This window comes from Thermocrispum agreste DSM 44070 (assembly GCF_000427905.1).
Taxonomy (GTDB): domain Bacteria; phylum Actinomycetota; class Actinomycetes; order Mycobacteriales; family Pseudonocardiaceae; genus Thermocrispum; species Thermocrispum agreste.
The window spans coordinates 327,183-353,735 of sequence record NZ_KE386604.1; the positions used below are offsets into that span (position 1 = coordinate 327,183).

General features: G+C 69.2%; 22 protein-coding genes and 1 other RNA gene. 16 read left to right on the forward strand and 7 right to left on the reverse strand.

Going from position 1 to position 26,553, the window contains the following annotated elements:
- Positions 1 to 3 precede the first annotated feature (3 nt).
- Positions 4 to 1,065, forward strand: a complete 1,062-nt coding sequence (hisC, locus tag YWY_RS0116270; RefSeq protein WP_028848480.1) for a histidinol-phosphate transaminase — start codon at positions 4 to 6, stop codon at positions 1,063 to 1,065.
- On the opposite strand, the gene YWY_RS0116275 is transcribed toward hisC, so the two are convergent.
- The gene (locus YWY_RS0116275) at positions 1,046 to 1,801 is read right to left on the reverse strand and encodes a sulfite exporter TauE/SafE family protein (protein ID WP_028848481.1); all 756 of its coding nucleotides are present in this window, start codon (positions 1,799 to 1,801) and stop codon (positions 1,046 to 1,048) included. The genes hisC and YWY_RS0116275 overlap by 20 nt on opposite strands.
- Positions 1,802 to 1,871: 70 nt before the next feature.
- A complete protein-coding gene (locus YWY_RS0116280; protein ID WP_084609326.1) occupies positions 1,872 to 3,848 on the reverse strand; it encodes a M20/M25/M40 family metallo-hydrolase in 1,977 nt (658 codons plus the stop codon).
- An 80-nt stretch (positions 3,849 to 3,928) separates the two neighbouring features.
- Here YWY_RS0116280 and YWY_RS0116285 point away from each other — a divergent pair, with 80 nt between their 5' ends.
- Complete coding sequence (locus YWY_RS0116285) at positions 3,929 to 4,426, forward strand: SRPBCC family protein (protein ID WP_028848483.1); 498 nt, start codon at positions 3,929 to 3,931, stop codon at positions 4,424 to 4,426.
- A 102-nt stretch (positions 4,427 to 4,528) separates the two neighbouring features.
- Here the strand turns inward: YWY_RS0116285 and YWY_RS0116295 are convergent, their stop codons facing one another.
- Both YWY_RS0116295 and YWY_RS0116300 read right to left on the reverse strand, forming a co-directional pair.
- On the reverse strand, positions 4,529 to 5,491 hold the full coding sequence (locus tag YWY_RS0116295) for an NADPH:quinone oxidoreductase family protein (protein WP_028848484.1): 963 nt from the start codon (positions 5,489 to 5,491) through the stop codon (positions 4,529 to 4,531).
- Positions 5,492 to 5,580: 89 nt separating this feature from the next.
- Complete coding sequence (locus YWY_RS0116300; RefSeq protein WP_028848485.1) at positions 5,581 to 6,873, reverse strand: M14 family metallopeptidase; 1,293 nt, start codon at positions 6,871 to 6,873, stop codon at positions 5,581 to 5,583.
- A gap of 165 nt (positions 6,874 to 7,038) precedes the next feature.
- On the opposite strand from YWY_RS0116300, the gene gcvT reads away from it, so the two are divergent.
- The 5 genes from gcvT to YWY_RS0116320 all read left to right on the forward strand — a co-directional run bounded on the left by gcvT (position 7,039) and on the right by YWY_RS0116320 (position 12,877).
- Entirely contained in the window at positions 7,039 to 8,142 is a 1,104-nt protein-coding gene (gene gcvT / locus YWY_RS0116305) for a glycine cleavage system aminomethyltransferase GcvT (protein ID WP_028848486.1), read from the forward strand.
- 172 nt (positions 8,143 to 8,314) lie between these two features.
- A complete protein-coding gene (locus tag YWY_RS0116310) occupies positions 8,315 to 9,967 on the forward strand; it encodes a BCCT family transporter (RefSeq protein ID WP_245566706.1) in 1,653 nt (550 codons plus the stop codon).
- Between the two features lie 11 nt (positions 9,968 to 9,978).
- A complete protein-coding gene (locus tag YWY_RS0116315; RefSeq protein ID WP_028848488.1) occupies positions 9,979 to 10,749 on the forward strand; it encodes an SDR family oxidoreductase in 771 nt (256 codons plus the stop codon).
- A gap of 42 nt (positions 10,750 to 10,791) precedes the next feature.
- Positions 10,792 to 10,888: signal recognition particle sRNA small type (gene ffs / locus YWY_RS23835), an RNA gene on the forward strand.
- Positions 10,889 to 10,966: 78 nt separating this feature from the next.
- The gene (locus tag YWY_RS0116320; RefSeq protein WP_028848489.1) at positions 10,967 to 12,877 is read left to right on the forward strand and encodes a DNA polymerase III subunit gamma and tau; all 1,911 of its coding nucleotides are present in this window, start codon (positions 10,967 to 10,969) and stop codon (positions 12,875 to 12,877) included.
- Positions 12,878 to 12,881: 4 nt separating this feature from the next.
- Here YWY_RS0116320 and YWY_RS0116325 read toward each other — a convergent pair whose 3' ends face one another.
- On the reverse strand, positions 12,882 to 13,709 hold the full coding sequence (locus YWY_RS0116325) for an N-acetylmuramoyl-L-alanine amidase (RefSeq protein WP_084609327.1): 828 nt from the start codon (positions 13,707 to 13,709) through the stop codon (positions 12,882 to 12,884).
- 116 nt (positions 13,710 to 13,825) lie between these two features.
- On the opposite strand from YWY_RS0116325, the gene YWY_RS0116330 reads away from it, so the two are divergent.
- The 7 genes from YWY_RS0116330 (at position 13,826) to YWY_RS0116360 (ending at position 20,865) form a co-directional block, all read left to right on the forward strand.
- Positions 13,826 to 14,191 carry a YbaB/EbfC family nucleoid-associated protein gene (locus YWY_RS0116330; RefSeq protein ID WP_028848491.1) on the forward strand — a complete coding sequence of 122 codons (366 nt, stop codon included), beginning with the start codon at positions 13,826 to 13,828 and terminating at the stop codon, positions 14,189 to 14,191.
- A 6-nt stretch (positions 14,192 to 14,197) separates the two neighbouring features.
- Positions 14,198 to 14,794 (forward strand): recombination mediator RecR, encoded by a 597-nt coding sequence (gene recR / locus YWY_RS0116335; RefSeq protein ID WP_028848492.1) that lies wholly within the window; start codon positions 14,198 to 14,200, stop codon positions 14,792 to 14,794.
- A 194-nt stretch (positions 14,795 to 14,988) separates the two neighbouring features.
- The gene (locus YWY_RS0116340) at positions 14,989 to 16,656 is read left to right on the forward strand and encodes an ABC transporter substrate-binding protein (RefSeq protein WP_028848493.1); all 1,668 of its coding nucleotides are present in this window, start codon (positions 14,989 to 14,991) and stop codon (positions 16,654 to 16,656) included.
- 95 nt (positions 16,657 to 16,751) lie between these two features.
- Positions 16,752 to 17,756: an ABC transporter permease gene (locus YWY_RS0116345; RefSeq protein WP_028848494.1), complete on the forward strand. Its 1,005-nt coding sequence runs from the start codon at positions 16,752 to 16,754 to the stop codon at positions 17,754 to 17,756.
- 1 nt (position 17,757) lies between these two features.
- A complete protein-coding gene (locus YWY_RS0116350; RefSeq protein ID WP_028848495.1) occupies positions 17,758 to 18,690 on the forward strand; it encodes an ABC transporter permease in 933 nt (310 codons plus the stop codon).
- Positions 18,691 to 18,724: 34 nt separating this feature from the next.
- On the forward strand, positions 18,725 to 19,732 hold the full coding sequence (locus tag YWY_RS0116355; RefSeq protein WP_028848496.1) for an ABC transporter ATP-binding protein: 1,008 nt from the start codon (positions 18,725 to 18,727) through the stop codon (positions 19,730 to 19,732).
- Positions 19,729 to 20,865 (forward strand): ABC transporter ATP-binding protein, encoded by a 1,137-nt coding sequence (locus YWY_RS0116360; RefSeq protein ID WP_051310357.1) that lies wholly within the window; start codon positions 19,729 to 19,731, stop codon positions 20,863 to 20,865. The genes YWY_RS0116355 and YWY_RS0116360 overlap by 4 nt, the downstream gene beginning before the upstream one ends.
- A 532-nt stretch (positions 20,866 to 21,397) precedes the next feature.
- Here YWY_RS0116360 and YWY_RS0116370 read toward each other — a convergent pair.
- On the reverse strand, positions 21,398 to 22,354 hold the full coding sequence (locus YWY_RS0116370; protein ID WP_028848499.1) for an EamA family transporter: 957 nt from the start codon (positions 22,352 to 22,354) through the stop codon (positions 21,398 to 21,400).
- 71 nt (positions 22,355 to 22,425) lie between these two features.
- On the opposite strand from YWY_RS0116370, the gene YWY_RS0116375 reads away from it, so the two are divergent.
- On the forward strand, positions 22,426 to 23,340 hold the full coding sequence (locus tag YWY_RS0116375) for a LysR family transcriptional regulator (protein ID WP_028848500.1): 915 nt from the start codon (positions 22,426 to 22,428) through the stop codon (positions 23,338 to 23,340).
- A 47-nt stretch (positions 23,341 to 23,387) separates the two neighbouring features.
- Positions 23,388 to 24,365, forward strand: a complete 978-nt coding sequence (locus tag YWY_RS0116380; RefSeq protein WP_028848501.1) for a zinc-binding dehydrogenase — start codon at positions 23,388 to 23,390, stop codon at positions 24,363 to 24,365.
- 251 nt (positions 24,366 to 24,616) lie between these two features.
- On the opposite strand, the gene leuA is transcribed toward YWY_RS0116380, so the two are convergent.
- A complete protein-coding gene (gene leuA, locus YWY_RS0116385; RefSeq protein WP_038045470.1) occupies positions 24,617 to 26,404 on the reverse strand; it encodes a 2-isopropylmalate synthase in 1,788 nt (595 codons plus the stop codon).
- Positions 26,405 to 26,553: the final 149 nt, after the last annotated feature.

Genomic DNA, 26,553 nt, shown 5'->3' on the forward strand with positions numbered 1-26,553 from the left:
TCGATGCCCGTCACCCCGCGAACCGACCTGGACACGCTGCCCAGTTACGTGCCCGGCAAGTCCGTGCCCGGGGCGATCAAACTCGCCAGCAACGAGTCCGCGGACGGCCCGCTGCCGAGCGTGGTGCGCGTCATCGCGGACGCCGCGGAGGCGATCAACCGCTACCCGGACATGGGGGCGTGGACGCTGGTCGAGCGGCTGGCGGACAAGCTGGGGGTCGAGCGGGACCAGGTCGCCGTCGGCTGCGGCTCGGTGTCGCTGTGCCAGCAGCTCATCCAGGCGATGTGCGGGCCGGAGGACGAGGTGCTGTTCGCCTGGCGTTCGTTCGAGGCGTACCCGATCATCACCCAGGTCGTCGGGGCCAAGCAGATCACCGTGCCGCTCGACGACAGCTACGCCCACGATCTCGACGCGATGCTGGCGGCCATCACCCCGCGGACGCGCGTGGTGTTCGTGTGCAACCCGAACAACCCGACCGGCACCGTCGTTCGCCGGGAAGAGCTGCTGCGGTTCCTCGACGCGGTGCCGGACGGTGTGCTGGTGGCGCTGGACGAGGCGTATCGGGAGTACGTGACCGACGGCGACGTCCCCGACGGTGTCGAGTTGCTGGCCGGCCGGGACAACGTGGCCGTGCTGCGCACGTTCTCCAAGGCTTACGGGCTGGCCGGGCTGCGCGTCGGCTACCTGGTGTCGAACCCGAAGGTCACCGCGGCGGTGCGCAAGGTGTACGTGCCGTTCAGCGTGAACTCGCTGGCCCAGGCGGCCGCGCTGGCCTCGCTGGACGCCTACGAGGAGCTGATGGCCCGCTGCGCCCAGGTGGTGGCGGAGCGGAGCAGGGTGCGCAACGAGCTGCTCGCCGCGGGCTACGACGTCCCGGAGACCCAGGCGAACTTCGTCTGGCTGCCGCTCGGCGAGCAGACCGCGGCCTTCGCCGAGCACGCGCTGGCGAGCAAGGTCGTGGTCCGGCCGTTCGTCGGCGACGGTGCCAGGGTGACCATCGGCACCCCGGAGGAGAACGACACCTTCCTGGCGGCGGCGCGTTCGTTCAATCGAGCAGGAGCTTGATCACCGCGGCCAGGCCGACCACCACGATCACCGCGCGGAGCACCTGCGGCGGCAACCGGCGGCCGATCTTCGCACCCAGCATCCCGCCGAGCGTGGAGCTCACCGCGAGGATGGCCACCACCGGCCAGCTCACCGGCGCGAGGAACGCGTAGATGATCCCCGCGACGGTGTTGACCACGCCAGCCAGCACGTTCTTCAGCGCGTTGAGCCGCTGCAGCGACTCGGTCAGGAACAGGCCGCCGATGGCCAGCAGCATGATGCCCTGCGCCGCGGTGAAGTAGCCGCCGTACACGCCGACCAGCAGCGTGCCGATCCACATGGCCAGGCCGCCGTGCTCGTGCCGCTTCTCGCGTCGTTCGCCCAGCCAGGCGCTGATCCTGGATTGCAGCACGACCAGTGCCAGGGCGAACAGGATCAGCACCGGCACGATCGTCTCGAACGCCGTCGGCGGCAGGGACAGCAGCAGGACCGTGCCGAGCACCGCGCCGAGGAACGAGGCTACCGCCAGCCGCATCACCCTGGCCCGCTGCCCGGCCAGCTCGCGGCGGTAGCCGATGGTTCCTGCCACCGTGCCGAAGATCAGCCCGATGGCGTTGGACGTGGTGGCGGTGACCGGTGGATAGCCCACCGTCACCAGTACCGGGAACGTCACCAGGGTGCCGGAGCCGACGACGGTGTTGATGGTTCCGGCCCACAGGCCGGCCAGGAAGATCAGAACCGCTTGCCACCAGCTCACCGCCTGCAAGCTACGCCAGTGATCGTCCGGGCGCTTCTCGTGCGTGGCGCAGGCCACGGCCGGCCGGTGCTCACAACCGGCGCAGCAGCCTCCCGGTGAAGTCGATGAGCCGGGCGTAGTTGGCCAGCGACAGCCGTTCGTCGGTGCCGTGGATACCGCTCAGGTCGGCGCTGTCCACCAGGATCGGGGCGAAGTTGAATCGTTCCCTGGCGACGTGGTGGTAGTGCCGCGCGTCCGTGGCACCCGGGACCAGGCCGGTGGTGACCACCGCCTCCGGCACGACCGCCGTGGCCAGCTCGGCGAGCATCCGGAAGACCGGGCTGTCGGTCGACGAGATCGGCGACGGTTCGGAATGGTGCTCGCCGGGCGCCAGCTCCACGCCGACCTGCTTGTCACGTACGACCCGGCGGCAGTGCTCGAGCACGCTCTCGGTGGTGTCGCCGTGCAGGATGCGGAAGTTCACGTACGCCTCGGCCGTCTGCGGGAGGACGTTCGGTTTGACACCGCCTCGGATGACCGTCGGTGCGGTGGTCGTGCGCACCAGCGACGCGCTTTCCCGGCTGAGCGCCAGTGCGTAGGCGAGCGGTTTGCCCAGCGATGCGGCTCGGCCGGCCAGCTTGCCGAGCGGGCCGCGGATGTACGGCGCGACGCGGGCGACCATCTCCCGCACCGGGTCGGTCAGGCGCAGCGGCAGCGGATGGTCCTGGATGTCGGCAACCGCGCGCGCCACGCGAGCCACCGCCGTCTGGCGCGGCGGCATGGACGAGTGACCGCCGACGTCGCTGGTGAACAGCCGCACGGTGGCGAAACCCTTCTCGCCGGTCATGATCATCGCGGTCGGCACCGGCACGCCGTCGACCAGTCCCAAGCCGATCACGCCGCCCTCGTCGAGCACGAAGTCGGCGACGACACCCTCCGCGGCCAGCAGGTCGGCCATCTTCGCTGCGCCGTGCATGCCGCCGATTTCCTCGTCGTGGCCGAATGCCAGGTAGACCGTGCGTCGCGGACGCCACCCTTCCGCCAGGGCCCGCTCGGCCGCCTCCAGCGTCGCCAGCACGCGTGACTTGTCGTCGATGGTGCCGCGGCCCCACACGTATCCGTCGGCGATGACGCCCTCGAACGGCGGATACGTCCAGGCTGCCTCGTCGTCGACCGGCACGACGTCCTGATGGGCGAGCAACAATGCCGCGGGCCGCCCATCCGCGCGGCCGGCCCAACGGTAGAGCCGGCTGTGTCCCGCCGTGCGCAGTTCGAGCTCTGCATGCACGCGTGGGAACGACCGCTCGAGGAACTGGCCGAACTGGGCGAATTGCTCGTCGTCGATGCGATCGCGCTCTTCGTAGGAAACCGTGCGGTACCGCACCGCCTGAGCCAGCCGCTCGGCGGCGGGATCGACGTCTCCCGGCCGGTGACGGACGCTCAGTCCGAGCTTCACCAACGGATCGGGGAGGGGAGCGCCGGTCAACTCGACGGTCGCGCGCTGCACGGAGGAGCGCGGCACCAGCTGCAGGACGGTGTCTCCCGCCCGCCACACCGCGCCCTCGCCGGGCAGCAGGGCACGGTAAGCACGGGCGGCCCGATCAAGGTCGTGGACGGGCACCACCACGCGCCGGATCTCGCGCTCGCCGTGGCGGTCGTCGGGCGGGGCCGAGCGGTATTCGATCACCAGCGGGACATCGGGATCATCGCAGTCCGCCTGGCGCCAGCGGCTCCGTTCTCCGCCGGGTGCCGATCGCTCACGGTCCACCGGGTCGTGCACGGCGAACCCGGCGGACCGCAGGGCTGCGACGGCCTCTTCGAGGTCGTCCACCCGCAGCACCGGGACGACGGTTCCCGGTTCGTGTTCCGATCCCGAGTGCCGTCGCCATCTGCGCAGCAGCCGCCGGCCCCAGGGAGTGGAGCGCAGCTCCAAGCGGCAGTGCGCCAGCGGAACCTGCACGGTGCCACCGGACGGCGAGCGCCACGCGACGAAGCCGGCTTCGGCGAACTGCCGCGTGCATGTGCCGAGGTCGTCCACCACGCACACCAGGTGATCGAGCTCGGCCATGCATGTGATCCTGCCACCACGACCCGGTCACCGGTAGCTCGCGCGGATAAGGTGAGCAACCAGACAGCGAAGGAGGCGCCGTGGCAGAGCCGACCGCGCACAGTTCCATCGACATCGCCGCCCCGCCGGAGCTGGTGTATCGCATCGTCTCCGACGTGACCGGCTTGCCGGAGTGGGCCGAGGAGACCGAGCGCTGCGTGTGGCTGGGCGGTGCCACCGGGCCCGCCGTCGGCGCCCAGTTCCGGGGCGTCAACCGGCACAAGGGCCGCAGGTGGGCGATGAAGTGCACCGTCACCGAGGCCACGGAGGACCCGCAGCGTTGCCGCTTCGCGTTCCAGGTCAGCCTGCTCGGCGTGCCGACCGCGGTGTGGAGCTACGACATCGAAGCCACCGAGCGGGGCTGCCGGGTCACCGAGAGCACCCGCCGCCTGGCGCCGGACCTGCCGACCAAGCTGGTGAACAGGTACCTGCTCGGCGTGCCCGACCGCGACCGGCACAACCAGCGCAACATCGAACGCACGCTGCAGCGGCTCAAGGAGTACGCCGAGCGGCAAGCGGCCAACTCCGCCGACGTCTGAGGGACGGGCGCGCGCACCGAGTGCTGAACGGATTTCCGGGCGGCGTCGGCGTCGTTCTCGGCGACGGGCGCGCGCCGGGTGCCGAACGGTGCGCCGGCCGCGCTAGCGGACCTGGAGCACCACCTTGCCCAGCGCCGCGCGATCCTCCAGCGTCTGCAGCGCCTTGCCGACCTCGGACAGCGGGAACCGGGCGCCGATCAGCGGGTCGAGCACGCCGGAGCTGATGTGCGGCCACAGGTCGTCCCACTGCCGCTGCATGAACTCCGGCTGCGGCCTCCAGTACGGGCCCCAGCCCACCCCGACCACCGCGATGTTGTTGAACAGCAGCCGGTTGACCTTCACGGTCGGGATCTCGCCCGCGGTGAAGCCGATGACCAGCAGCCTGCCGTCCGGGCGCAGGCAGCGCAGCGAGTCGGTGAACCGGTCGCCGCCGACCGGGTCGACCACGATGTCCACGCCGCCGGTCAGCTCCTGCACCGCGTCCTTGAACCCGTCGACCCGCACCACGTCGTCCGCGCCTGCGTCCCGCGCGACCTGTGCCTTGGCGTCGGTGGACACCACGGCGATCACCCGGGCGCCGAGCACCTTGGCCAGCTGGATCGACGCCGTGCCGATCCCGCCCGCGGCGCCGTGCACCAGCACGATCTCGCCCGGCTGCAGCCTGCCCCGGTGCACCAGGGCGAAGTGCGAGGTCAGCACGTTCATCGGGATCGCGGCCGCGGTCTCGAAGCTCATCCGCTCCGGCAGGCGGAACACCGCCCGCCGGTCGACCGCGACCGTCTCGGCGAAACCGCCGAAGCCGGGGAACGCGGCGACCCGCTGGCCGGGCTGGAATCCGGAGCCCTCCGGGGCCGACCGCACCGTCCCGGCGACCTCGGAGCCAGGCACGAACGGCAGCTCCGGCTGAATCTGGTACTTCCCGCGGCTCTGCAGCACCTCGGGAAACGTCACGCCCGCGGCGTGAACGTCGATCAACACCTGGCCTTCGCCCGGCTCCGGCTCGGCGATGTCCACCACCCGCACCGCGGCGGGCCCGTCCAGGCGCTCGATGTGCACGGCTCGCATGCGCCACATGCAATCACACCGACGGCCACACTGAGTGTGGCCCCGATCACCGTCAGAGCCGGGTGATCGGGGCCACGTCGCGCCGGAGATCAGCCTGCGGTGCCGCTGCCCGCGCCGACCTCCTCCAGGAGGATGTCAACGGCTCCGTCGTTCCGGCTGGTCTCCCGCTCGATCACCTCGTCCGGCGGGTAGAAGCCGTCGATGCCACCGCTGGACGGGTACATCTCGAAGCAGAAGCTGAGGATCTTGTGCTTGCCCCACATCCAGTCGTTGATGTCCCCGTCGGTGATGTACAGGTCGCTCGCCTGCTCCGGGGTGTACCCGTTGCTCTTCGCCATCCGGGTGCCGACCCTGCGGAACCGGGCCGCCTCCTCCTCGGTCATGCCGTCGGTGGTTTCGTCGGTGGTGTGCCCGAACGGCCACAGCACCAGCTCGCTGAACGTGTGGAAGTCGATGTGGCCCTTGATCTGCTGCTCACCGTCGATCACCCGGGAGTCGACGAACGTGGTGATCGCCTTGGTCTCCGGCTGGTCCTCTGGGGCCGCGCCGCGGTAGTCCTCGGCGCCCGGGTGGCCGCTCGACCCGCCGCAGCAGCCCCACTTGTAGGAGAAGTTGCGGTTGATGTCGGTGCCGACGTACTGGCTGCCCTCGTTGGGCTTGCGGGTCTTGCGCCAGAACCGGTACTGGCCGGTGGCGATGTCGTACTCCACGCCGTCCGGGTTCACCATCGGGACGACCCAGATCTCCGCGGTGTCCACCAGCGACTTGATCTTCGGGTCGGAATCGTAACCGTCGGTGAACCGGTTGACGATGTGCAGGCACATCTCCGTGGTCAGGTGCTCCCGTGCGTGCATGTTGCAGGTGAACAGCACCTCGGGCTCGTCCTCGTCGACGGCCGCCGAGTCGCTGATCTTCACCAGCGGGATGTCCCTGCCCTCGTAGGACGTGCCGATGCTGCTGACCTGGACGATGTCGGGGTGGTCCTGGGCGGCCTTGGTGATCTCGGCCACCATCTCGTCGTAGTTGTGGTAGCCGGAGTCGGCAGGCGGGAAGTCGCCGGGCTTCTTGCCTTTGGACCGCTCGGCGAGCCGCTTGAGCACGTCGGTGTCCGCGATCAGCCGGAACCCGGCCGCGCGCAGCTTGGCGGCCTGTTCCTTGGTCGCCCGCACGGTCATGATGCCGTGGTCGGCGCTGAGCACGTCGACGCCGGACCGGGCCACGGACGTGCGCTTGGCGACGCTGTTCAAGCCGGTGATGGTGTAGACGGTGGCACTGTCGACGGTCTGCGGGGCCGGTGCGTCCGCCTGGGCGGCCGCCGGGACCAGCACCGCGAGTCCTGCTGCGAGCGCCGCGGCTGCGGCCAACCCGCGTCGAGTGGGCATTTTTTCCTCCGCGCGCAAGTAGTTGGTGTACTTCTCACGGTGCTGGTAGTGCGCGCGGTGCAACACCGTCGAAAGTCGCGTTCAGCCGATCGAGCGCGGCTATCCGCCGATAGTCGGGTGAACCCGGCCGGGTTGCGGTCTTGCCTGCACCGCGAAGATGAACGCATGACTGCTACCGGCAAGCCATCACCGTTGTACGAGGTCCACCACGACCTGGGCGCGACCTTCACCGAGTTCGCGGGCTGGACCATGCCCGTTCGTTACAGCTCCGACCTGGCCGAACACCGGGCCGTGCGGCAAGCGGCCGGCATGTTCGATCTGTCCCACATGGGCGAGATCGAGGTCACCGGGTCGCAGGCCGGGCAGGCGCTGGATTACGCCGTGGTGGGCACCGTGTCCACGCTCAAGCCGGGCAAGGCCCGCTACACCATGCTGTGCGCCGAGGACGGCGGGGTGATGGACGACCTCGTGGTCTACCGGCTGGCCGAGGACCGCTTCCTGGTCGTGGCCAATGCGGCGAACGTGACGGTGGTGGCCGAAGCGCTCACCGAGCGCGCCGCACGCTTCTCCGGAGCGACGGTGACCGACCGCTCCGCCGAGTACGCCCTGATCGCCGTGCAAGGCCCCGCGTCGCCGGAGATCGTCCGCGCCGTGTGCGATGCGGACGTGGACGGGCTGAAGTACTACTCGGCGGCACCGGCCCAGGTGACCGGTCACGACGTTTTGCTCTCCCGCACCGGCTACACCGGCGAGGACGGCTTCGAGCTCTACTGTGCGCCGGACCATGCCGCCGAGGTGTGGGCCAAGCTGGCCGAGGTGGGAAAGCCGCACGACCTGCTGCCCGCCGGGCTGGCGGCCCGCGACACCCTTCGCCTGGAAGCGGGCATGCCGCTGTATGGTAACGAGCTCAGTCGGGAAGTGACTCCGTTCGACGCCGGGCTCGGACGGATCGTGAAGCTGGACAAGGAAGGCGGGTTCGTCGGCCGCGAGGCGCTGGCCGCGCGGGCGGGGCGACCCGACGAGAAGGCCCTGATCGGGCTTCGGGGTACCGGCAGGCGCGCACCGCGGGCCGGCTACCCGGTGCTCGGGCCGGACGGGCCCATCGGCCACGTCACCAGCGGGGCGCTCAGCCCCACGCTGGGGTATCCGGTCGCAATGGCTTACGTGGACGCCGGGTTCCGTGAGCCGGGCACCGAGCTGCAGGTCGACGTGCGCGGCAAGCAACTGCCGGTCGAGGTCGTCGAGTTGCCGTTCTATCGGCGTTCGTGACGAACCCACGAGTTCGTACATCGTTTTGTTACTTCGCGCCGCTAACGTCCGATAGCCCCGAAGTGCCGGAAGGACAGGACAGAACAAGAGAGGGGCGAAACTTGTGGCGGTAGAGGCGGAGCGCCAGTCTGATACGGACCGGCTCCCGTGGTACCGGACGGTCCACGGGCCGGTGTTCTGGCCCGCAGCGGCCATCGTGATCGTTTTCGTCGTGGCGGCTGCGGTGTGGCCGACGACGATGAACGACGACGTGATGGCCCCGGTCCAAATGTGGATCGTGGAGTGGTTCGGCTCGTACTACACGCTGTTGGTCACCGGGTTCGTGGCATTCTCACTGTGGATCGGCCTCGGACATTTCGGTGACATCAAGCTCGGCAAGGACGACGACGAACCCGAGTTCGGGGTGCTGTCGTGGTTCTGCATGCTGTTCGCCGCGGGCATGGGGATCGGCCTGGTGTTCTGGGGGGTCGCCGAGCCGCTGAGCCACTACGCGGGGGTGCCGAACCGGGCAGCCGGCGCGCCGAGCGGCATGACCGACGAAGGCGTGCACGAGTCCCTGGTGACCACCTTCCTGCACTGGGGTTTGCACCCGTGGGCCATCTACGTCGTCGTCGGTGTGGCGATCGCTTACGCAGTGCATCGCAAAGGCAAGCCGGTCTCCATTCGCTGGACGCTCCAGCCGATTTTCGGCAACAAGGTCAGGGGATGGATCGGTGACGTCGTCGACATCGCGGCCATTGTCGGGACGCTGTTCGGCGTGGCGACGTCCCTCGGCCTCGGTGTGCTGCAGATCGGATCCGGTCTGAGCTTTCTGGAGATCATCGGCGGGGATCCGGGCAAGATCGTTTACATCGTGCTGATCGGTGCCATCACGCTGATGGCGACCGTGTCCGTGGTGACCGGCGTTCGCCGGGGCATCCGGTGGCTGTCGAACATCAACATGGGCCTGGCCGCCGTGCTGTTGTTCTTCGTCGCGGTCGCCGGAGCTTCGCTGTTCCTTGCCAGGGAATTCGTCGAGGCGGTTGGCCTGTATTTCCAGGAGCTGGTGAAGCACAGCTTCAACACCACCGCGCTGGCCGGTGAAGACGGCACCGCGTGGCAGGGCTGGTGGACGGCGTTCTACTGGGGCTGGTGGATTTCCTGGGCGCCCTTCGTCGGCGTGTTCATCGCTCGGATCTCCAAGGGCCGCACGGTCCGCCAATTCGTCGCGGCCGTGCTGTTGGTGCCGGCCACGCTCGCGTTCGTGTGGTTCACCGTGTTCGGTGGCACCGCACTGAACGAGGAGCGGAACGCCCCGGGCACGTTGATCGCCCGGGGCCAGGACGGCCAGCCGTTGCTGGACGCCGACGGCAACAACATCTCGGTCAACGTCGACAACTCGCTGTTCGAGCTGCTCGACGGGTTCCCCGGCGGGAAGGTGCTGGTCGGCGTGGCGATCATCCTCGTCGTGTTGTTCTTCGTCACCTCGTCCGACTCCGGATCGCTGGTGGTCGACATGCTCGCTTCGGGCGGCCACCCCGAGCCGCCGACGTGGAGCCGGGTGTTCTGGTCGGTGATGGAGGGCGCGATCGCGGCGGTGCTGCTGACCGTCGGCGACCAAGCGGGCCTGACCGCGTTGCGCTACGCGGCGATCATCATTGCCCTGCCGTTCAGCGTGGTGATGATCCTGATGTGCTGGGCGAGCCTGAAACAATTCCGCGCCGAACGTGAGATCGCGTTGCGGATACAGCGCAGGCAGCAGCAGCAGGAACTGACCGAGCACGTGACGCAGAACCTGATCGAGGACGGCCTGGTCGAACCGAACAACGTGTCCGGCGGCAGGTAACGTCACCTGTCGTGCGCAGCATTCTGGTGTCCGGCGGCACCGGCACGCTCGGCACGCATGTGGTCGAGCGGCTGGTTGCCGCCGGTTGCCGTGTCGTGGTGTTGACCAGGCACCCGCGCCCGGGCGGGCAGGGCGAGCAGCGCAAGGGCGACTTGACGACCGGCGAGGGGCTGGCCGCTGCGGTCGCCGGGGTCGACACGATCGTGCACTGCGCGACCGGTGCTCGGTTCCGTCGCGTCGAGCAGCTCGGTGCGCAGCGGCTGTTGGAGTTGTCCCGCGAGCACGGCGTCAGGCATTTCCTCTACGTCTCCATCGTCGGCATCGACGACCACCCGATGCCGTACTACCAAGCGAAGCTGGACACCGAGCGGTTGATCGCCGACTCAGGAGTGCCGTACACCGTGCAGCGCGCCACCCAATTCCACGAGCTGGTGTTGCGGATCGCCGCCGCGCTGGCCAGGCCGGCGGTTGCACTGGCGCCACACGGCGTTTCGGTGCAACCGATCGACGTCGAACAGGTCGCCGGGCGGGTCGCCGAGCTGGCGTTGGGGGACCCGGTTGGACGAGCACGGGACATCGGAGGTCCCCGCGTGCAGTCGTTGGCGGAGTTGGTCGCGGAGTACTGCGCGGCGGCCGGCCGGCGACGCCGGGTGGTCCGGGTGCCGGTGTGGGGAAGAACGGCCCGGGCTTTCCAGGCCGGCTTGCACCTGCTGGGACCGGACGGGGAACGGCTCGGTGGTTCGTTCGCGGACTTTCTGAGCAGGCGGTTCTCGGTGAAGTGAGTGCCCGCGGTGCGAGACTGCGGCGCACCCGGTCTACACTGAACGGCGGACCCCCGCGACGTCCACCCTGTGAACCTCCCCAGGGCCGGAAGGCAGCAAGGATAAGCAGGCTCTGACGGGTGCGGGGGTCCCCTTTTGTGCGGGTGGGGTGCCTGCGTTCGTGGTGGGCCGACCCGGGGGCGTGAGGAGCGTCCGCCCCCGGCGGTACTCTCGGCCCGTGGCTCTCGCGCTGTATCGCAAATACCGTCCGGCGACTTTTGCCGAGGTCGTTGGCCAGGACCACGTGACGGAACCGCTTCGGGCAGCGTTGGCGTCCGGGCGGATCAACCACGCGTATCTGTTCTCCGGGCCACGCGGCTGCGGGAAGACGTCCAGCGCGCGCATCATGGCCCGTTCGCTGAACTGCGAGCAGGGGCCCACGCCCGATCCGTGCGGCGAATGCGCCTCGTGCGTCAACCTCGCCCCGGAAGGCCCGGGCACGGTCGACGTCGTGGAGCTGGACGCGGCCAGCCACGGCGGTGTCGACGACGCCAGGGAGCTGCGGGACAGGGCGTTCTTCGCGCCCGCCGAGTCCCGCTACCGGGTGTTCATCATCGACGAGGCGCACATGGTCACCACGCAGGGTTTCAACGCCCTGCTGAAGATCGTGGAAGAGCCGCCGGAGCACCTGATCTTCATCTTCGCCACCACCGAGCCGGACAAGGTGCTGCCGACCATCCGCTCGCGCACGCACCACTACCCGTTCCGGCTGATCCCGCCCCCGGCCATGCGCGAACTGCTGGAGCGGGTGGTGGCCGCCGAGGGGGTGCGGGTGGACCCCGCGGTGTATCCGCTGGTCATCCGGGCCGGTGGGGGATCGGCCAGGGACACCCAGTCGGTGCTGGACCAGCTGCTGGCCGGTGCCGGGCCGGACGGCGTCACCTACGAGCAGGCCGCGGCCATCCTGGGCGTGACGGATTCCGCCCTGCTGGACAAGCTGGTCGAAGGCCTGGCGGCGGACGACCCGAAGGCGGTGTTCGGCACGATCGAGCAGCTGGTCGACGCCGGCCACGATCCGCGTCGCTTCGCCAGCGATCTGCTCGACCGGCTGCGGGACCTGCTGTTGCTGCGGGCGGTGCCGGATGCCGGCTCGCGCGGTCTGGTCGCCGCGCCCGAGGACCAGCTGGCCCGGATGGAGGAGCAGGCCCAGCGCATCGGGCCCGCCACGTTGACCAGGTACGCGGAGATCGTGCACAACGGCCTGCTCGACATGCGCGGCGCGACCGCTCCGCGGCTGGTGCTCGAGCTGCTGTGCGCGCGGATGCTGCTGCCTGCGGCGGACGACTCCGAGGGCGCGGTGCTGCAGAGGCTGGAGCGGTTGGAGCGGCGGATGACCACAGCGGGGTCGGCTCCCGCCTCCGCAGGCTCTGCCGCGGATGCGGAGCCCGGTGCGGCCGCGCCGCGGTACCAGCGTCCTTCGGCGAGCCGGCCCGCTGCGCAGGCTGACCCACCGGCCGCCGCGCCGGCTCCGGCCGCGCGAGTGGAGTCTGCTCCCCAGCGGCGTCCCGCGGCGCCACCCCAGCCGCAGCCACAAGCTCCGGCGCCGGAGGCCCCGGCGACGCAGGCTGCCGCTGGGCAGCTGGATGCCGAAGGGGTACGCAGCAGGTGGTCGGAGATCCTGAAAGCGGTGCGCAAGCAGTCCCGCAGCACCGAGGCGATGATGATCAACGCCACGGTGCATGCGGTGGACGGCGGCGACGTCACGCTGATGCATCCGGCCGAGCCGCTGGCCCGTCGGCTGTGCGACCCGCGGAACGCCGATGTCATCGCCAACGCGCTGACCGAGGTGTTCGGCGGCCAATGGCGGGTGCGTTGCGTGCCCGCGGACAGTGTCGGTCCGGCCATGGCGGCGCCACCCAGCCCGGCTCCATCGCGTGGAGCCCGTCCGGCGGAGCCGAACCCGCCTGCGGCCGCCGCGCCGCCGGAGCCCGAGGACCCGCCGCTGCCCCCCGAACCACCGGAGGACGACGAGGACCTCTACGTGGAGGAGCCGTCGTCGATGCCGGCGGAGCAGGACAAGCCGGAGGACCCGGGCGAAACGGCGATCAAGCTGCTGTCCGATCAGCTGGGCGCCCGGCCGCTGGAGTAGGTCGTCACCGCGCCCCGAGGTACCGCAGCACGCCGTCGGCAATGGCGTCGGCGTACTTCTGCCGTCCGGCCGCCTGCTTCATCGTGGCCGCTTCCTGCGGGTTGCGCATGTTGCCGCACTCGACGAGCACCACGGGGCGCTTCGACAGGTTGAGCCCGGCCAGGTCGTCCCGCGGTGCCAACCCGTCCGATCCCAGGTAGGTCGAGAGCGGGAAGCCCGCGTCGCGCAGCGCATCGCGCAGAGTACGGGCCAATCGGACGGACGGCTTTCCTTGCGCGGCGTTCAGTGGCGGGGAGGAGTAGGCGATGTGGAATCCGCGGGCCGTACCTTCGGCCCCGTCGGCGTGGATGGAGACCACCGCGTCGGCTCGAGTTCGGTTCCCGATGTCCGCCCGGCGGTCGACACAAGGCCCGACGCCGTCGTCCGACTGGCGCGTCATGACCACCTCGATCCCCTGTTGCCGCAGCAAGCGGCGCACCCGCTTGGCTACGTCGAACGTGAACGCGTGCTCGGGATAGCCGTCGTTGGTGGCCGTGCCGGTGGTGTTGCACGGCTTGGTGCGGCCGCGGCCTGCCGGGACGTGGCGGTTGATCTCCTCGGGTGCGGCCGCGTTCCCGCCGTTGTGGCCGGGATCGAGCACGACCACGGCCTTCTTCGCCTGGGTCGTGGCCGTGGCCGACGCCGAGTTGGGTGGCTGCGTCGGCGCGGCCGACGGCGGAACTGGACGCGTGCTCTGGGCCGGACGCGAGCTGGCCGGTGGTGGGGAGCTCGGCCGGTCGGCATGCCCGTTGGGGCTGGTTTCCGGGGCGTTGCTGCACGCACCGACGGCCATCACTGCTAAGACAGAGCACAGCCACCTTCGCACGGGCCCCACAGTGCCATGCTCGACGGCGCTAGGCTGGCTAGACGAGCCGTAGCGGTGAAGGTTCACGCAGAAAGGCAAGGGCGATGGAGCAGTCCGGGGGCATGCCCGACATGCAGGCGATCCTGGAGCAGGCCAAGCAGATGCAGCAGCAGCTGCTGAACATGCAGCAGGAGCTGGCCGACGCGGAAGTCACCGGCACCGCTGGCGGCGGCCTGGTCTCCGCGGTGGTCAGCGGGGACCTGGAGCTGAAGAGCCTGAGCATCGACCCGAAGGTGGTCGATCCCGACGATGTGGAGACACTGGCGGACCTGGTGGTGGCCGCGGTGCGCGACGCGATGGCCGCCGCGCAGCGGCTGACCGCGGAGAAGTTCGGCCCGATGGCCGGTGGCCTCGGCGGCCCCGGCGGGCTGGACCTCGGCGGCCTCGGTCTGCCCGGCACCGGAAAGTAGTCGAGGTTGTACGAAGGCGTCGTCCAGGATCTGATCGACGAGCTGGGGCGGCTGCCCGGCGTCGGTCCGAAGAGCGCCCAGCGCATCGCCTTCCACTTGCTGGGTTCCGATCCGGCCGACATCAAGCGGCTGGTCGACGTGCTGAACGCGGTGGCCGCCGGGGTGCAGTTCTGCGAGGTCTGCGGCACGGTCGCGGAACAGGACAAGTGTCGCATCTGCCGGGATCCGCGGCGGGACGCCACCACGATCTGCGTGGTGGAGGAACCCAAGGACGTGCTGGCGATCGAGCGCACCCGCGAGTTCAAGGGCCGCTACCACGTGCTGGGTGGCGCGCTGGACCCGCTGTCCGGCGTCGGGCCGGACCAGTTGCGCATCCGCCAGCTGCTGGCGCGCATCTCCTCCGACGAGGTCCGCGAGGTCATCATCGCGACCGATCCGAACACGGAGGGTGAGGCAACGGCCACGTATCTGGTTCGGATGCTGCGCGACTTCCCCGATCTGACGGTGACGCGATTGGCGTCCGGGTTGCCCATGGGTGGTGATCTGGAATTCGCCGACGAACTGACGCTCGGTCGGGCGCTGTCCGGCCGCCGTCAGGTCTGACCAGGCGAAACGCCGCATCGAACGGTGTCCGTGCCGCCCGTGAGCGGTCAAAGTCTTACGGCCGCGTAGCAGGATCGTGACCTGCCGGGCTTATGTCGTCGGGCCATTCCGGCTATCGTCTGGCCCCGACACGCAACGCGTTGGCCGCTCACCCATGCGGGCGACGATGGATCGAAACGGGCAAGAGGTGCCAGATGCTCCACAACAGGGCAACGAGATGGAAGAAGGCGGCCCTGATCGGGCTGGCGAGCGCGCTCGCGCTGTCGGTGGCCGCGTGCGCTTCCGAGCGCGGCCAAGGTGGTGAGGGTCAGGTCAGGGGCGGCACGCTGACGTTCGGCAGCGCGGGCGACCCCAAGATGTTCGACGCCACCTTCGCCACCGACGGGGAGACGTTCCGGCCGGTGCGGCAGATGTTCGAAACGCTGATCACCTACAAGCCGGGCACCGCCGAGCTGGCGCCGGCTCTGGCGACCAAGTGGGAGCCGGTCGACGACGGCAAGGGCTGGAAGTTCACGCTGCGCGAGGGCGTGAAGTTCCACGACGGCACCGACTTCAACGCCGACGCGGTCTGCTTCAACTTCGACCGCTGGTACAACATGAAGGGCGCCGCCGCGCAGAGCCAGATGATCTACTACGCCGACGTCTTCGGCGGCTTCAAGAACAACACCAGCGAGGACTTCGGCGAGCCGTTGTACGCCGGGTGCGAGAAGGAGGACGACTACACCGTCACCATCAAGCTGACCCGGCCGAGCGGTGCCTTCCCGGCGGCCTTCGGCCTCACCTCGCTGTCCATCGGCAGCCCGACGGCGATGAAGAAGTACAACGCCGACGAGGTCAAGCAGAGCGGCGAGGCGTTCACCTACTCCGAGTACGCCACCAAGCACCCGACCGGCACGGGTCCGTTCAAGCTGGAGTCCTACGACAAGGCGAACGGCACCGTGACGCTGGTGCGCAACGAGGACTACTGGGGCGACAAGGCGTACCTGGACAAGCTGATCTTCAAGACGATCCCGGAGGAGCAGGCCCGCAAGGACGAACTGCGCGCAGGCACCATCGACGGTTACGACCTGCCCAGCCCGGCCGACTACCAGGCGCTGGAGGACGAAGGCCACCAGGTGATGGTCCGGCCGGTGTTCAACATCCTGTACCTGGGCATCAACCAGAAGAACAACCCGAAGCTGCGTGACCTGAAGGTCCGCGAGGCGCTGGAGATGGCCATCAACAAGGAGCAGCTGGCCAAGACCAGGCTGCCCAAGGGCGCGGTGGCCCGTGACCAGTTCGTGCCGCAGGACCTGCCCGGGTACACCGAGGACGTGGTCAAGCGGGAGTACAACCCGGAGGAGGCCAAGAAGGTGCTCAACGGGTTGAAGGTGAAGTTCTACATCCCGACCGAGGTGACCCGTCCGTACATGCCGGATCCGCGGTCGATCGCCAAGTCGATCATCTCCGACCTGAAGGCGGCCGGGGTGCAGGTGGAAGAGGTCAGCAAGCCGTGGAACGGCGGCTACCTCGACGACGTCACCGTGAACGGCAAGCACGACCTGCACCTGCTCGGCTGGACCGGTGACTACGGCGACGCGGGCAACTTCATCGGAACGTTCTTCGGGCGGAAGAAGGCCGAGTTCAGCTTCACCAACGAGAAGATCTTCGATGCGCTGGCCACGGCCGACCGTGAGCCGGACCCGGAGAAGCGCGGTGAGCTGTACGAGCAGGCCGCGGTGGAGATCTCCAAGTACGTTCCGGCCATCCCGCTGACCTCGTCGCCGCCGGCGATCGTGGTGTCCAAGAACGTGCAAGGGCTGGTCCCGAGCCCGTTGACGGACGAGCGGTTCGTGACGGTCAGTAAGAAGCAATCGGACTGACGCGCACAGCTGGCGTGTCCGACGCGCAGTAGTACGGCGAGTGCCCACCCATGACCGGGTGGGCACTCGCCGGTTCCCACCACACGGGCGGTTCCATGCTGAGGTTCATCGTTCGGCGGTTGCTGCAAGCGATCCCGACGCTTTTCATCCTGTCGTTGCTGATATTCGCCTGGTTCCGGGCGCTGCCCGGCGGGCCGGCCAGCGCCATGCTCGGTGAGCGGGCCACGCCGCAGCGCATCGCGGAACTGAACGAGACGATGGGTCTCAACGACCCGATCCCGGTCCAGTACCTGAAGTTCCTCGGCCGGATGCTCAACGGCGACTTCGGCACGTCGACCATCACCGGGGACTCGGTGCTGACCGAGATCGGCAGGCACTTCCCGGCCACCATCGAGCTGGCGTTCGCCGCGCTGTTTCTGGCGGTGGCGTTCGGCATCCCGTTCGGCTACCTGGCCGCCCGGTACCGGGGAAGCCTGTTCGACACCGGCATCGTGATCAGCACCCTGGTCGGTGTCGCGGTCCCGGTGTTCTTTCTCGGTTTCTTGCTCAAGTACGTCTTCTCCACCCAGCTGGCGTGGTTGCCGCCGTCCGGCAGACAGGACGTCGACATCGACGCGACGTCGGTGACCGGGTTCGCCACCCTCGACGGCATATTGACCGGTGAGTTCGACGCCACGCTGAACGCGCTCGAGCATCTGGCGCTGCCCGCGATCGCGCTGGCCACCATTCCGTTCGCGGTGATCGTGCGCATCACCAGGGCGTCGGTTCTGGACGTGCTGAACGAGGACTTCATCCGCACCGCGGAGTCGAAGGGATTGACCGCCCAGGTGGTGCGCACCCGCCACGTGCTGCGCAACGCGTTGCTGCCGGTGGCCACCACCATCGGCCTGCAGACCGGCTTGCTGCTGGCCGGGGCGGTGCTGACCGAGAAAGTGTTCGTCTGGCGTGGCCTCGGCTTCCTGCTCGCCCAGGGCATCGAGCAGCGCGACTACCCGCGATTGCAGGCGCTGATCCTGCTGGCCGCGGTGGTCTACGTGGTGGTCAACCTGCTGGTCGACATCTCCTACGCGATCATCGACCCGAGGGTGCGGGTGAGCTGACATGCAGATGTTGCTCGAGCGCAAGAAGCGCCGCATCGACGAGCTGGCGGCCGCCGGGCAAGGCGGCACCAGCTTGGCCAAGCAAGCGCTCAAGCGGATGCTGCGGGACCCGGTCGCGCTGGTCGGCCTGGTGATCGTGGTGCTGTTCGTGCTGCTCGCCGCGTTCGCTCCGCTGCTTGCCCCCAAGGACCCGTACCGGCCGTATCCGGAGCTGCTGGAGAACCTGACCGTCACGAACATCCCGGGGCCGATGCCCGGCTTCCTGCTGGGCAGCGATGCGGACGGGTTCGACTTCTTCTCCCGGCTGCTGGTCGCGTCCCAGCAGACGCTGATCGTGGCGGTGCTGGCCACCCTGTTCGGCCTGATGCTCGGGATGATCATCGGTGGCCTGGCCGGCGCGATCGGCGGCTGGGTGGACAGCCTGCTGATGCGGCTGGTCGACGTGCTGCTGTCGCTGCCCGCGCTGATCCTGGCGGTGTCCATCGCGGCACTGTTCGCGCGCAGCAACCAGTGGACGGTCATCATCGCGGTCGGCATGGTCAGCGTGCCGGTGTTCGCCCGCCTGTTGCGCGGCTCGATGCTGGCGCAGCGGGAAAGCGACCACGTGCTCGCGGCCACCGCGCTGGGCGTCAAGCGCACCACCATCGTGTTCCGGCACATGCTGCCGAACGCGCTCGGGCCGGTGATCGTGCAGGCCACGTTGACGCTGGCGACCGCGATCCTGGAGGCGGCCAGCCTGTCCTACCTCGGCCTCGGCGACCAGGATCCGTTTCGTGCCGAGTGGGGCCTGATGCTGGCGCAGGCGCAGCGCGTGTTCGAGGTCAAGCCGTCGCTGGCCTTCTTCCCGGCGGGCGCCATCATCGTCGTCGCGCTCGGGTTCACGCTGCTCGGCGAATCCATGCGCGAGGCCCTCGACCCCAAGAACCGCAGGTGATGGCGATGACATCGGAACGGAGGTGGAGCTGACCATGGCGCTGCTGGAGGTCGAGGACCTCACCGTGGTGTTCGGTCGCAAGGGGATCGAGCCGACGGTGGCGGTGGACAAGGTGAGCTTCACCGTGGAATCGGGGCAGACGATCGGCCTGGTCGGTGAGTCGGGCAGCGGGAAGTCGGTGACCTCGCTGGCCATCATGGGCCTGCTGCCCAAGCGTGGCGTGCAGGTCACCGGGTCGGTGCGGTTCGAGGGCACCGAGCTGTTGTCGCTGTCGGACGCCCAGATGCGCGACCGGCGCGGCCGGGACCTGGGCATGGTGTTCCAGGACCCGCTGTCGGCGCTGAACCCGGTGATCACCATCGGCAAGCAGCTGACCGAGACCCTGCAGCGGCACCAGGGCCTGGACAACAAGCAGGCGCGGGCCGAGGCGGTCGAGCTGCTGCAGAAGGTGGGCATCCCGGACCCGGCCCGGCGCATCGACGAGTACCCACATCAGCTGTCCGGCGGCATGCGGCAGCGGGTGATGATCGCGATCGCGCTGGCGTGCCGCCCGAAGCTGCTGATCGCCGACGAGCCGACCACCGCGCTGGACGTCACCATCCAGGCGCAGATCCTGCGGCTGTTGTCGGAGCTGGTGGCCAACACCGAGACCGCGATGATCATGATCACGCACGACCTCGGTGTGGTCGCCGGCCTGTGCGACGAGGTGAACGTGATGTACGGGGGGCGCATCGTCGAGCGGGCCGAGCGGTATGCGCTGTTCGCCGAGCCGCGCCACCCGTACACCAACGGCCTGCTGGGCTCGATCCCGCGCCTGGACATGCCGCGGGGTGAGCGGCTGGTGCCGATCACCGGTTCGGTGATCGACAACATCCCGTGGACCGAGGGATGCGCGTTCGCGCCGCGCTGCCCGAACGCCAACGACGACTGTGTCCAGGGGCCGCCGCCGCTGGAAGAGCTGCCCGGCGGCCGCATGCTGCGCTGCTACCACCCGGTCGAACCCGCGGCGGAGCAGCCGGCGACTTCGGAGGTTGCGCGATGACCCAGACCGCGGAGCAGATTCAGCCGGAGGCGCCGGGCACCTCCGACGTGCTGGTCAGCGTCGAGGACCTGAAGGTGCACTTCCCGATCAAGCGCGGCATCATCCTGGACCGCGTGGTCGGGCACGTCTACGCGGTCGACGGCGTCGATCTCGTCGTGCGCCGGGGGGAGACCTACGGCCTGGTCGGCGAATCCGGGTGTGGCAAGACGACGCTGGGCCGGGCGCTGCTACGGCTGGTCGAACCCACCGGCGGCCGCACGGTCTTCGACGGTGTGGATCTGTCCACGCTCGACGGCGAGGAGCTGCGCCGCATGCGCCGACGGATGCAGATGGTGTTCCAGGACCCGTTGTCCAGCCTCGATCCACGCCAGTCGGTGGAGTCGATCCTGGTCGAGGGAATGCGCGCGCACGGACTGGCCAAGGATCGGCAGCAGACCGGGAAACGCCTGCGGGAGCTGCTCGACGCGGTCGGCCTGCCGTCGTACTCGCTGTACAAGTACCCGCACGAGTTCTCGGGCGGGCAGCGGCAGCGCATCGGGATCGCCCGGGCGTTGACCGTGCAACCGGACCTGATCGTGGCGGACGAGCCGGTGTCGGCGCTGGACGTCTCGGTGCAGGCACAGGTGATCAACCTGCTGGAGGACCTGCAGGGCGAGTTCGGCCTCACCTACATCGTCATCGCGCACGACCTCGCGGTGGTGCGGCACATCTCCGACCGCATCGGCGTGATGTATCTGGGCTCGGTGGTCGAGGAAGCAGATTCGGACGAGCTGTACCAGACGCCGCTGCATCCGTACACGCGTGCGCTGCTGTCGGCCATCCCGGTGCCGGACCCGGTCGTGGAGGATTCCCGCGAACAGATCCTGTTGGCCGGGGACCTGCCGTCGCCGGCCAAGCCGCCCGCTGGGTGCCGCTTCCACACCCGCTGCCCGTGGCGGCAGGAGCAGAAGTGCGCCACCGAACGGCCCGAGCTGCGGGAGATCCGCCCCGGTCACCGGGTGGCATGCCACTGGGCCGAGGACATCGAAGCGGGCAAGATCACCCGCCACGAAGTCGAACCCGAACTGGTGGAAACGGAAGTCGGCCCGCGCGACGTCCCGGACACCCCGGTCACGGTCACCGACATCGTCTGACCGCCCGTCTCCAAGACGTCGACGTGAGTGAGCGGGCAGGTTGTCCTGCCCGCTCATTGCGCATTCCTGACGCGGAGTCGTGGCAAGAACTTCCGATCCGACGTCACTCCGTGATGTCGACCTGGTTCGGGGCACGGGTTCGTGACCGGGGCGATCGACGGCAAGACCACCGCGTGCTTCGAGACGGTGCCTCCGCTCGTCCGCGACCCGTCGGACGGCGAAATGCGGCCGGATCGGGCGGTTGGGTCGAACCGGACGAGGAGCACGGCCGGCCGATTGCCAAGGCACTACTGGAGCACCGGATGGGCGCGAGTCGATCCACGGTGGCTGGAGCAGAGCATCCGACCAGAGCACCCGACCCACGGCGGTCGGAGCAGCAGCACCGACGTACTGGAGCAGCAGCACTGACGTGCTGGAGCAGCAGCACTGACGTGCTGGAGCAGCAGCACTGACGTGCTGGAGCAGCAGCACTGACGTGCTGGAGCAGCAGCATCCGACGTATCTGCGTGCCTGGTGATCTGCGGCACCGAAATCAGGTGGCGCGGCTGCTCAGCGGCGAAGCCGGCGCAGGCTCTGTGGCGTCGACCGCCAAGGCCGTCGGCTGCGGCCGTTTCCGCCCGGGCAGTGAGCCGAGCAGGACACCGGTGATGACCACCACGCTCGCGATCAGTTCGACCGCGGTGGGCTGCTCGCCGAGGACGATCATCGCGGACGTCATGCCGACGATCGGCACCAGCAGCGAGAACGGAGCGACGGCGGTGGCCGGGTTGCGCCGCATGAGCGCGGTCCAGATGCCCGTGCCGGTGATCGTGGCGGCCAGCACGATGTAGGCCAGCCCGGCCAGCGCCAGCCACCCGGAGGGCGTAGCCACCGTGGTCAGCGCCTGCCATCCGGCGGCCGGGCCTTCGAAGATCACCGACAGCGCATACAACGGCACCGGCGGGACGATGCACATCCACAGCATCACGTGCAGCGGATTGACGTCGGGCCGGCCTTCCAGCGCCTTCCTGCTGCACAAGTTGCCGATCGCCCAGCTCAGCGCGGCGAGCACGGTGAGCAGCACCGGCAGCACGGCCGCGTACTCGGCGCGCCGCCATGCGATGGCGGCCATGCCGCCCACCGCGAGCAGGATCCCGGTGACGGCTCGCCAGGAGAGCTTCTCGCCGAGCAGTAGCCAGCCCAGCAACACCGTGAACGGGGCGGAAGCCTGCAAGACCAGGGAAGCGAGGCCGGTGGGCATACCGGCGTGCATTCCGACGAACAGGAACGCGAACTGCCCGGTGCCGAAGCCGAGTCCGTAGCCGATCAGCCAGCGCAGCGGCACCTGCGGCCGCGGGACGAGCAGCAGCGTCGGCACGGCGATGACGACGAACCGCAACGCGCCCGCGAACAGCGGTGGGAAGTGCTCCAGCGTGGCGTGGATGGCCAGGAAGTTGATGCCCCACAGCACGGCGACCGACGTGGCGAGAAGGCGATCACGGACGGGCATGTCTCCACACTGCGCAGAGATGACCTTGAAGACAAACGAATTGTTCTTTCGCATTTGTGTAGCTTTGCTTCATGGACATTGCCCGGTTGCGCGCGTTGCGCGAGTTCGCCGACCGCGGCAGCATCGCGGCCGCCGCCGCCGCGCTGCACTGCACGCCATCTGCGGTGTCGCAGCAGCTCAAGGCGCTGCAAGCGGAAGTCGGCGTTCCGCTGACCGAGCCGCACGGCCGCGGCTTGCGGCTGACCGACGCGGGCCGGGCCCTCGTGGTGCACGCCGACGAGGTGCTCGGAGCGGTGGCACGGGCGGAGGCCGAGCTGGAGAGCTACCGTGCCGGTCCCCGCGGCAGAGTCCGGCTGGCGATCTTCCCGTCCGCCGCGCTCATGGTGCTTCCCGGCCTGCTGCACCGCGTCGCGCAGGTCGACGGCCTCGAACTCGAGGTGCGTGACGTGGACATGTCGCCGCCGGAAGTGCCCGGCCTGCTCGCCGACTTCGACGTCGTGGTCACTCACCGCGACGAGCACGCCGACCCCTGGCCGACGGATCGCATGGACGTCGAACCCTTGCTCCGGGAACCGCTCGACGTGGTGCTTCCGCCCGGGCACCGGCTGGCGAAGCGGCGGAAGGTCGAACTGAGCGACCTGGCGCACGAGCGGTGGATCTCGGTCGACATCGGCTTTCCGGTCGACGACGTGCTGCGGTCGTTGGCCGTCCGCACCGGTGTCCGTGCCAACATCGTGCACCGGATCAACGACTTCAGGATCACCGAGGCGCTGGTCGCGGCCGGGCATGGCGTGGCACTGCTGCCTCGCTACACGGTCGACACCCGCGGCGGGAAGCGGCTGTTGCGCAAACCACTGGCCGGGACGCGTGCCGCCAGACACATCGACGCGGTGCTGCGCCCCAGCTCCCGCGCCCGTCCCGCGGTGTGCCGCCTCGTCGAGCTGCTGCACGCCGAAGTCGTGGCAGCGGTCAAGGAACCGCGCTGATCAACAAGGGTTGACCTCTACTTATCTTGAAGTTTTAGCGTGGGGGAATGCACGCGATCCGGCAGTACGAATTCGGCCCACCGGCGACCCTGCGCTACGAGGAGGTGCCGGACCCGGCTCCCGCCGAGGGGCAGGTCCGCATCGCCGTCACCGTGGCCGGGGTGCACTTCGTCGACACCCTGATCCGGCGAGGGGATGGTCCGCGACCGCGGCCGGTGTTGCCGATGACACCCGGCAGGGAAGTCGCCGGGGTGATCGACGCGATCGGTGACGGAGTCGACGTCGAGTGGCTGGGGGCGCGCGTCGTGGCCCACCTCGGCATGGCGTCGGGAGGCTACGCCGAGCGCGCGGTGACCAGCGTGGAGTCGGTGCACAGGCTGCCGGATTCGCTCGCCGACGACGTCGCGGTCGCGATGATCGGTACCGGGCGCACGGCCATGGCGATCCTGGCGAATCTGCGGCTCACCGGCGACGACGTCGTGCTGATCACCGGGGCGTCCGGGGGACTGGGTGGCCTGCTGCTGCAGGCGGCCCGCAACGCGGGAGCGCTGACGGTCGGGCTGGTGAGCAGCGAGGCGAAGGCGGAGCGAGCGCGGGATCTCGGCGCGGACGTCGTGCAGGAGTACTCGCGAGCCGGGTGGACGGATCAGCTTCGTACCGCGCTCGGCGAGCGCGAGCCGACCATCGTTCTCGATGGAGTTGGCGGCAAGTACGGCGCCGGCGCCCTCGCACTGCTGGGGCAGGGCGGGCGGCTGCTGGTGTACGGGTGGTCGTCCGGCGAGCCGGTGCCGCTCGACGCCGCGGACCTCATCGACCGGGGGATCACGGTGGCCCCGGCGATCGACCGGCGACTGCTCCAGCGGCCCGGTGGCATGCGGGAGCTGGAGTCGCGGGCGCTGGCGGCGGCCGCCGAAGGTGACCTTCGGCCGGAAGTCAGCACGAAGTTCCCGCTGCACCAGGCCGCCGAGGCGCACGCGGCCGTGGAGTCGAGGGCCACCGTGGGCAAAGTGCTTCTCGTTCCGTGACGGCCGGGGCCGCAGGGGCCGCCCAGGTGAGCGGACGACGGGCGTCGGGCGCTGGATCCCGCCGACGCCAGAAATTCCGGCTGCAGCCGGAATATCCGGGCGAGCCACGGCGTTGCACACGACACACCGGTATTTCGGGGCCGGTGCCGGACACCAGCACCTCAACACCGGGAATCGGGGCCGGTGTGCTGGTCTCCGGGATCGCCGGGGGAGCTGGGCCCGCGCCAGGCGGCCGCGGGCCCAGCAACGTGTCAGCGATATGCCCGGTTGATCGCCGACACCACCGCGCGCAGCGAAGCGTTGACGATCGACGGGTCGATCCCGACACCCCAGTAGATCTTGTCGTCGATGGCGCACTCGATGTAGCAGGCGGCACGAGCGTCGTCGCCTGCCGTCATCGCGTGCTCGGAGTAGTCCAGCAGCCGCACGTCGTACCCGATGGCGGCCAGCGCGTCGAAGAACGCTGCGATCGGACCGTTCCCGGTGCCGGTGATCTGCTGCTCCACACCGTCCACCCGCACGGTCGCCTCGATCGAGTACTCGCCGCTGCCGTTGTCCGTCACGTGCGAGCTGACCAGCTCCAACGGCGCGGTGGCGGTCAGGTACTCGTTGCTGAAGACCTCCCACATGGTCTCCGGGTCGACCTCGCCGCCCTCGCTGTCGGTGAAGTGCTGGATCACCTTGGAGAACTCGATCTGCAGCCGGCGCGGCAGGTCGAGCTGGTGCTCGGTCTTCATGATGTAGGCGACGCCGCCCTTGCCGGACTGCGAGTTCACCCGGATGACCGCCTCGTAGGTGCGGCCGACGTCCTTCGGGTCGATCGGCAGGTACGGCACCTCCCACGGGTGCTCGTCCACCGGCACCCCGGCCTTGGCGGCCGCCTCGTTCAGCGCGGCGAAGCCCTTGTTGATCGCGTCCTGGTGCGAGCCGCTGAACGCGGTGAACACCAGGTCACCGCCCCACGGAGTGCGCTCGTGCACCGGCAGCTGGTTGCAGTACTCCACCGTGCGCTTGATCGCGTCGATGTCGGAGAAGTCGATCTGCGGGTCGATGCCCTGGGAGAACAGGTTCATGCCCAGCGCGACCAGGTCGACGTTGCCGGTGCGCTCGCCGTTGCCGAACAGGCAGCCCTCGATCCGGTCCGCCCCCGCCTGGTAGCCGAGTTCGGCCGCGGCGATGGCGGTGCCCCGGTCGTTGTGCGGGTGCAGCGACAGGATGATCGCGTCGCGCCGCTCCAGGTTCCGGTTCATCCACTCGATGGAGTCGGCGTACACGTTCGGCGTGGCCATCTCCACCGTCGCCGGCAGGTTCACGATGACCGGGTTCTCCGGGGTGGGCTGCCAGATCTCGGTCACTGCGTTGCAGATCTCGGCGGCGTACGACAGCTCCGTTCCGGTGTAGGACTCCGGCGAGTACTGGAACCGCCAGTCGGTGTCCGGGTACTTGTCCGCCAGCTCCAGCACGTACTCCGCGGCCTGCGTGGCGATCTTGGTGATGCCGGGCTGTTCCTCCCGGAACACCACCCGGCGCTGCAGGATCGACGTCGAGTTGTAGATGTGCACGATCGCCTTCTTGGCGCCCTCCAGCGCCTGGAAGGTGCGGTCGATCAGCTCCGGGCGGCACTGGGTCAGCACCTGGATGCGTACGTCGTCCGGTACCAGGTCCTCCTCGATGATCAGCCGGACGAAGTCGAAGTCGGTCTGGCTGGCCGCCGGGAAGCCGACCTCGATCTCCTTGTAGCCCATGCGCACCAGCAGCTCGAAGAACTTGCGCTTGCGCGCCGGCGACATGGGGTCGATCAGGGCCTGGTTGCCGTCGCGCAGGTCGACCGCGCACCACAGCGGCGCACGGGTGATGCGCTTGTCCGGCCAGGTGCGGTCGGGCAGCTGAATGTCCTCCACCAGCCGGTACCACGGCTTGTACCGGTGGTACGGCATCCAGCTGCCGCGCTGCGGGTTCCAGTGCGGCTGGTCGGCGGGAACGGGACGGGACGGGGTGCGAATGGTCGGATACGCGTCAGAACGCGGGGAATTGCTCATGGTGGGGGAATCTCCTGCTTGCTGGGATGGCCGACGACCGGCGCATGGCGAAACTCCGCGACGAGGAGCCGGTCTGGATCAGGCCCCGTCGCGGCAGCGAAGCAGGAGGGCACGCGCCACGTCAGTCACGATAGCGCGGCCGCGGCGGT

What these genes read in the sequence shown, in the direction of transcription:
- hisC (WP_028848480.1), top strand. Translation starts at nt 4, where the DNA reads ATGCCCGTCACCCCGCGAACCGACCTGGACACGCTGCCCAGTTACGTG.
- YWY_RS0116280 (WP_084609326.1), bottom strand. Translation starts at nt 3,848, where the DNA reads ATGGCCGAGCTCGATCACCTGGTGTGCGTGGTGGACGACCTCGGCACA.
- YWY_RS0116295 (WP_028848484.1), bottom strand. Translation starts at nt 5,491, where the DNA reads ATGCGAGCCGTGCACATCGAGCGCCTGGACGGGCCCGCCGCGGTGCGG.
- YWY_RS0116300 (WP_028848485.1), bottom strand. Translation starts at nt 6,873, where the DNA reads ATGCCCACTCGACGCGGGTTGGCCGCAGCCGCGGCGCTCGCAGCAGGA.
- gcvT (WP_028848486.1), top strand. Translation starts at nt 7,039, where the DNA reads ATGACTGCTACCGGCAAGCCATCACCGTTGTACGAGGTCCACCACGAC.
- YWY_RS0116325 (WP_084609327.1), bottom strand. Translation starts at nt 13,709, where the DNA reads ATGGCCGTCGGTGCGTGCAGCAACGCCCCGGAAACCAGCCCCAACGGG.
- YWY_RS0116330 (WP_028848491.1), top strand. Translation starts at nt 13,826, where the DNA reads ATGGAGCAGTCCGGGGGCATGCCCGACATGCAGGCGATCCTGGAGCAG.
- YWY_RS0116340 (WP_028848493.1), top strand. Translation starts at nt 14,989, where the DNA reads ATGCTCCACAACAGGGCAACGAGATGGAAGAAGGCGGCCCTGATCGGG.
- YWY_RS0116345 (WP_028848494.1), top strand. Translation starts at nt 16,752, where the DNA reads ATGCTGAGGTTCATCGTTCGGCGGTTGCTGCAAGCGATCCCGACGCTT.
- YWY_RS0116350 (WP_028848495.1), top strand. Translation starts at nt 17,758, where the DNA reads ATGCAGATGTTGCTCGAGCGCAAGAAGCGCCGCATCGACGAGCTGGCG.
- YWY_RS0116355 (WP_028848496.1), top strand. Translation starts at nt 18,725, where the DNA reads ATGGCGCTGCTGGAGGTCGAGGACCTCACCGTGGTGTTCGGTCGCAAG.
- YWY_RS0116360 (WP_051310357.1), top strand. Translation starts at nt 19,729, where the DNA reads ATGACCCAGACCGCGGAGCAGATTCAGCCGGAGGCGCCGGGCACCTCC.
- YWY_RS0116370 (WP_028848499.1), bottom strand. Translation starts at nt 22,354, where the DNA reads ATGCCCGTCCGTGATCGCCTTCTCGCCACGTCGGTCGCCGTGCTGTGG.
- YWY_RS0116375 (WP_028848500.1), top strand. Translation starts at nt 22,426, where the DNA reads ATGGACATTGCCCGGTTGCGCGCGTTGCGCGAGTTCGCCGACCGCGGC.
- YWY_RS0116380 (WP_028848501.1), top strand. Translation starts at nt 23,388, where the DNA reads ATGCACGCGATCCGGCAGTACGAATTCGGCCCACCGGCGACCCTGCGC.
- leuA (WP_038045470.1), bottom strand. Translation starts at nt 26,404, where the DNA reads ATGAGCAATTCCCCGCGTTCTGACGCGTATCCGACCATTCGCACCCCG.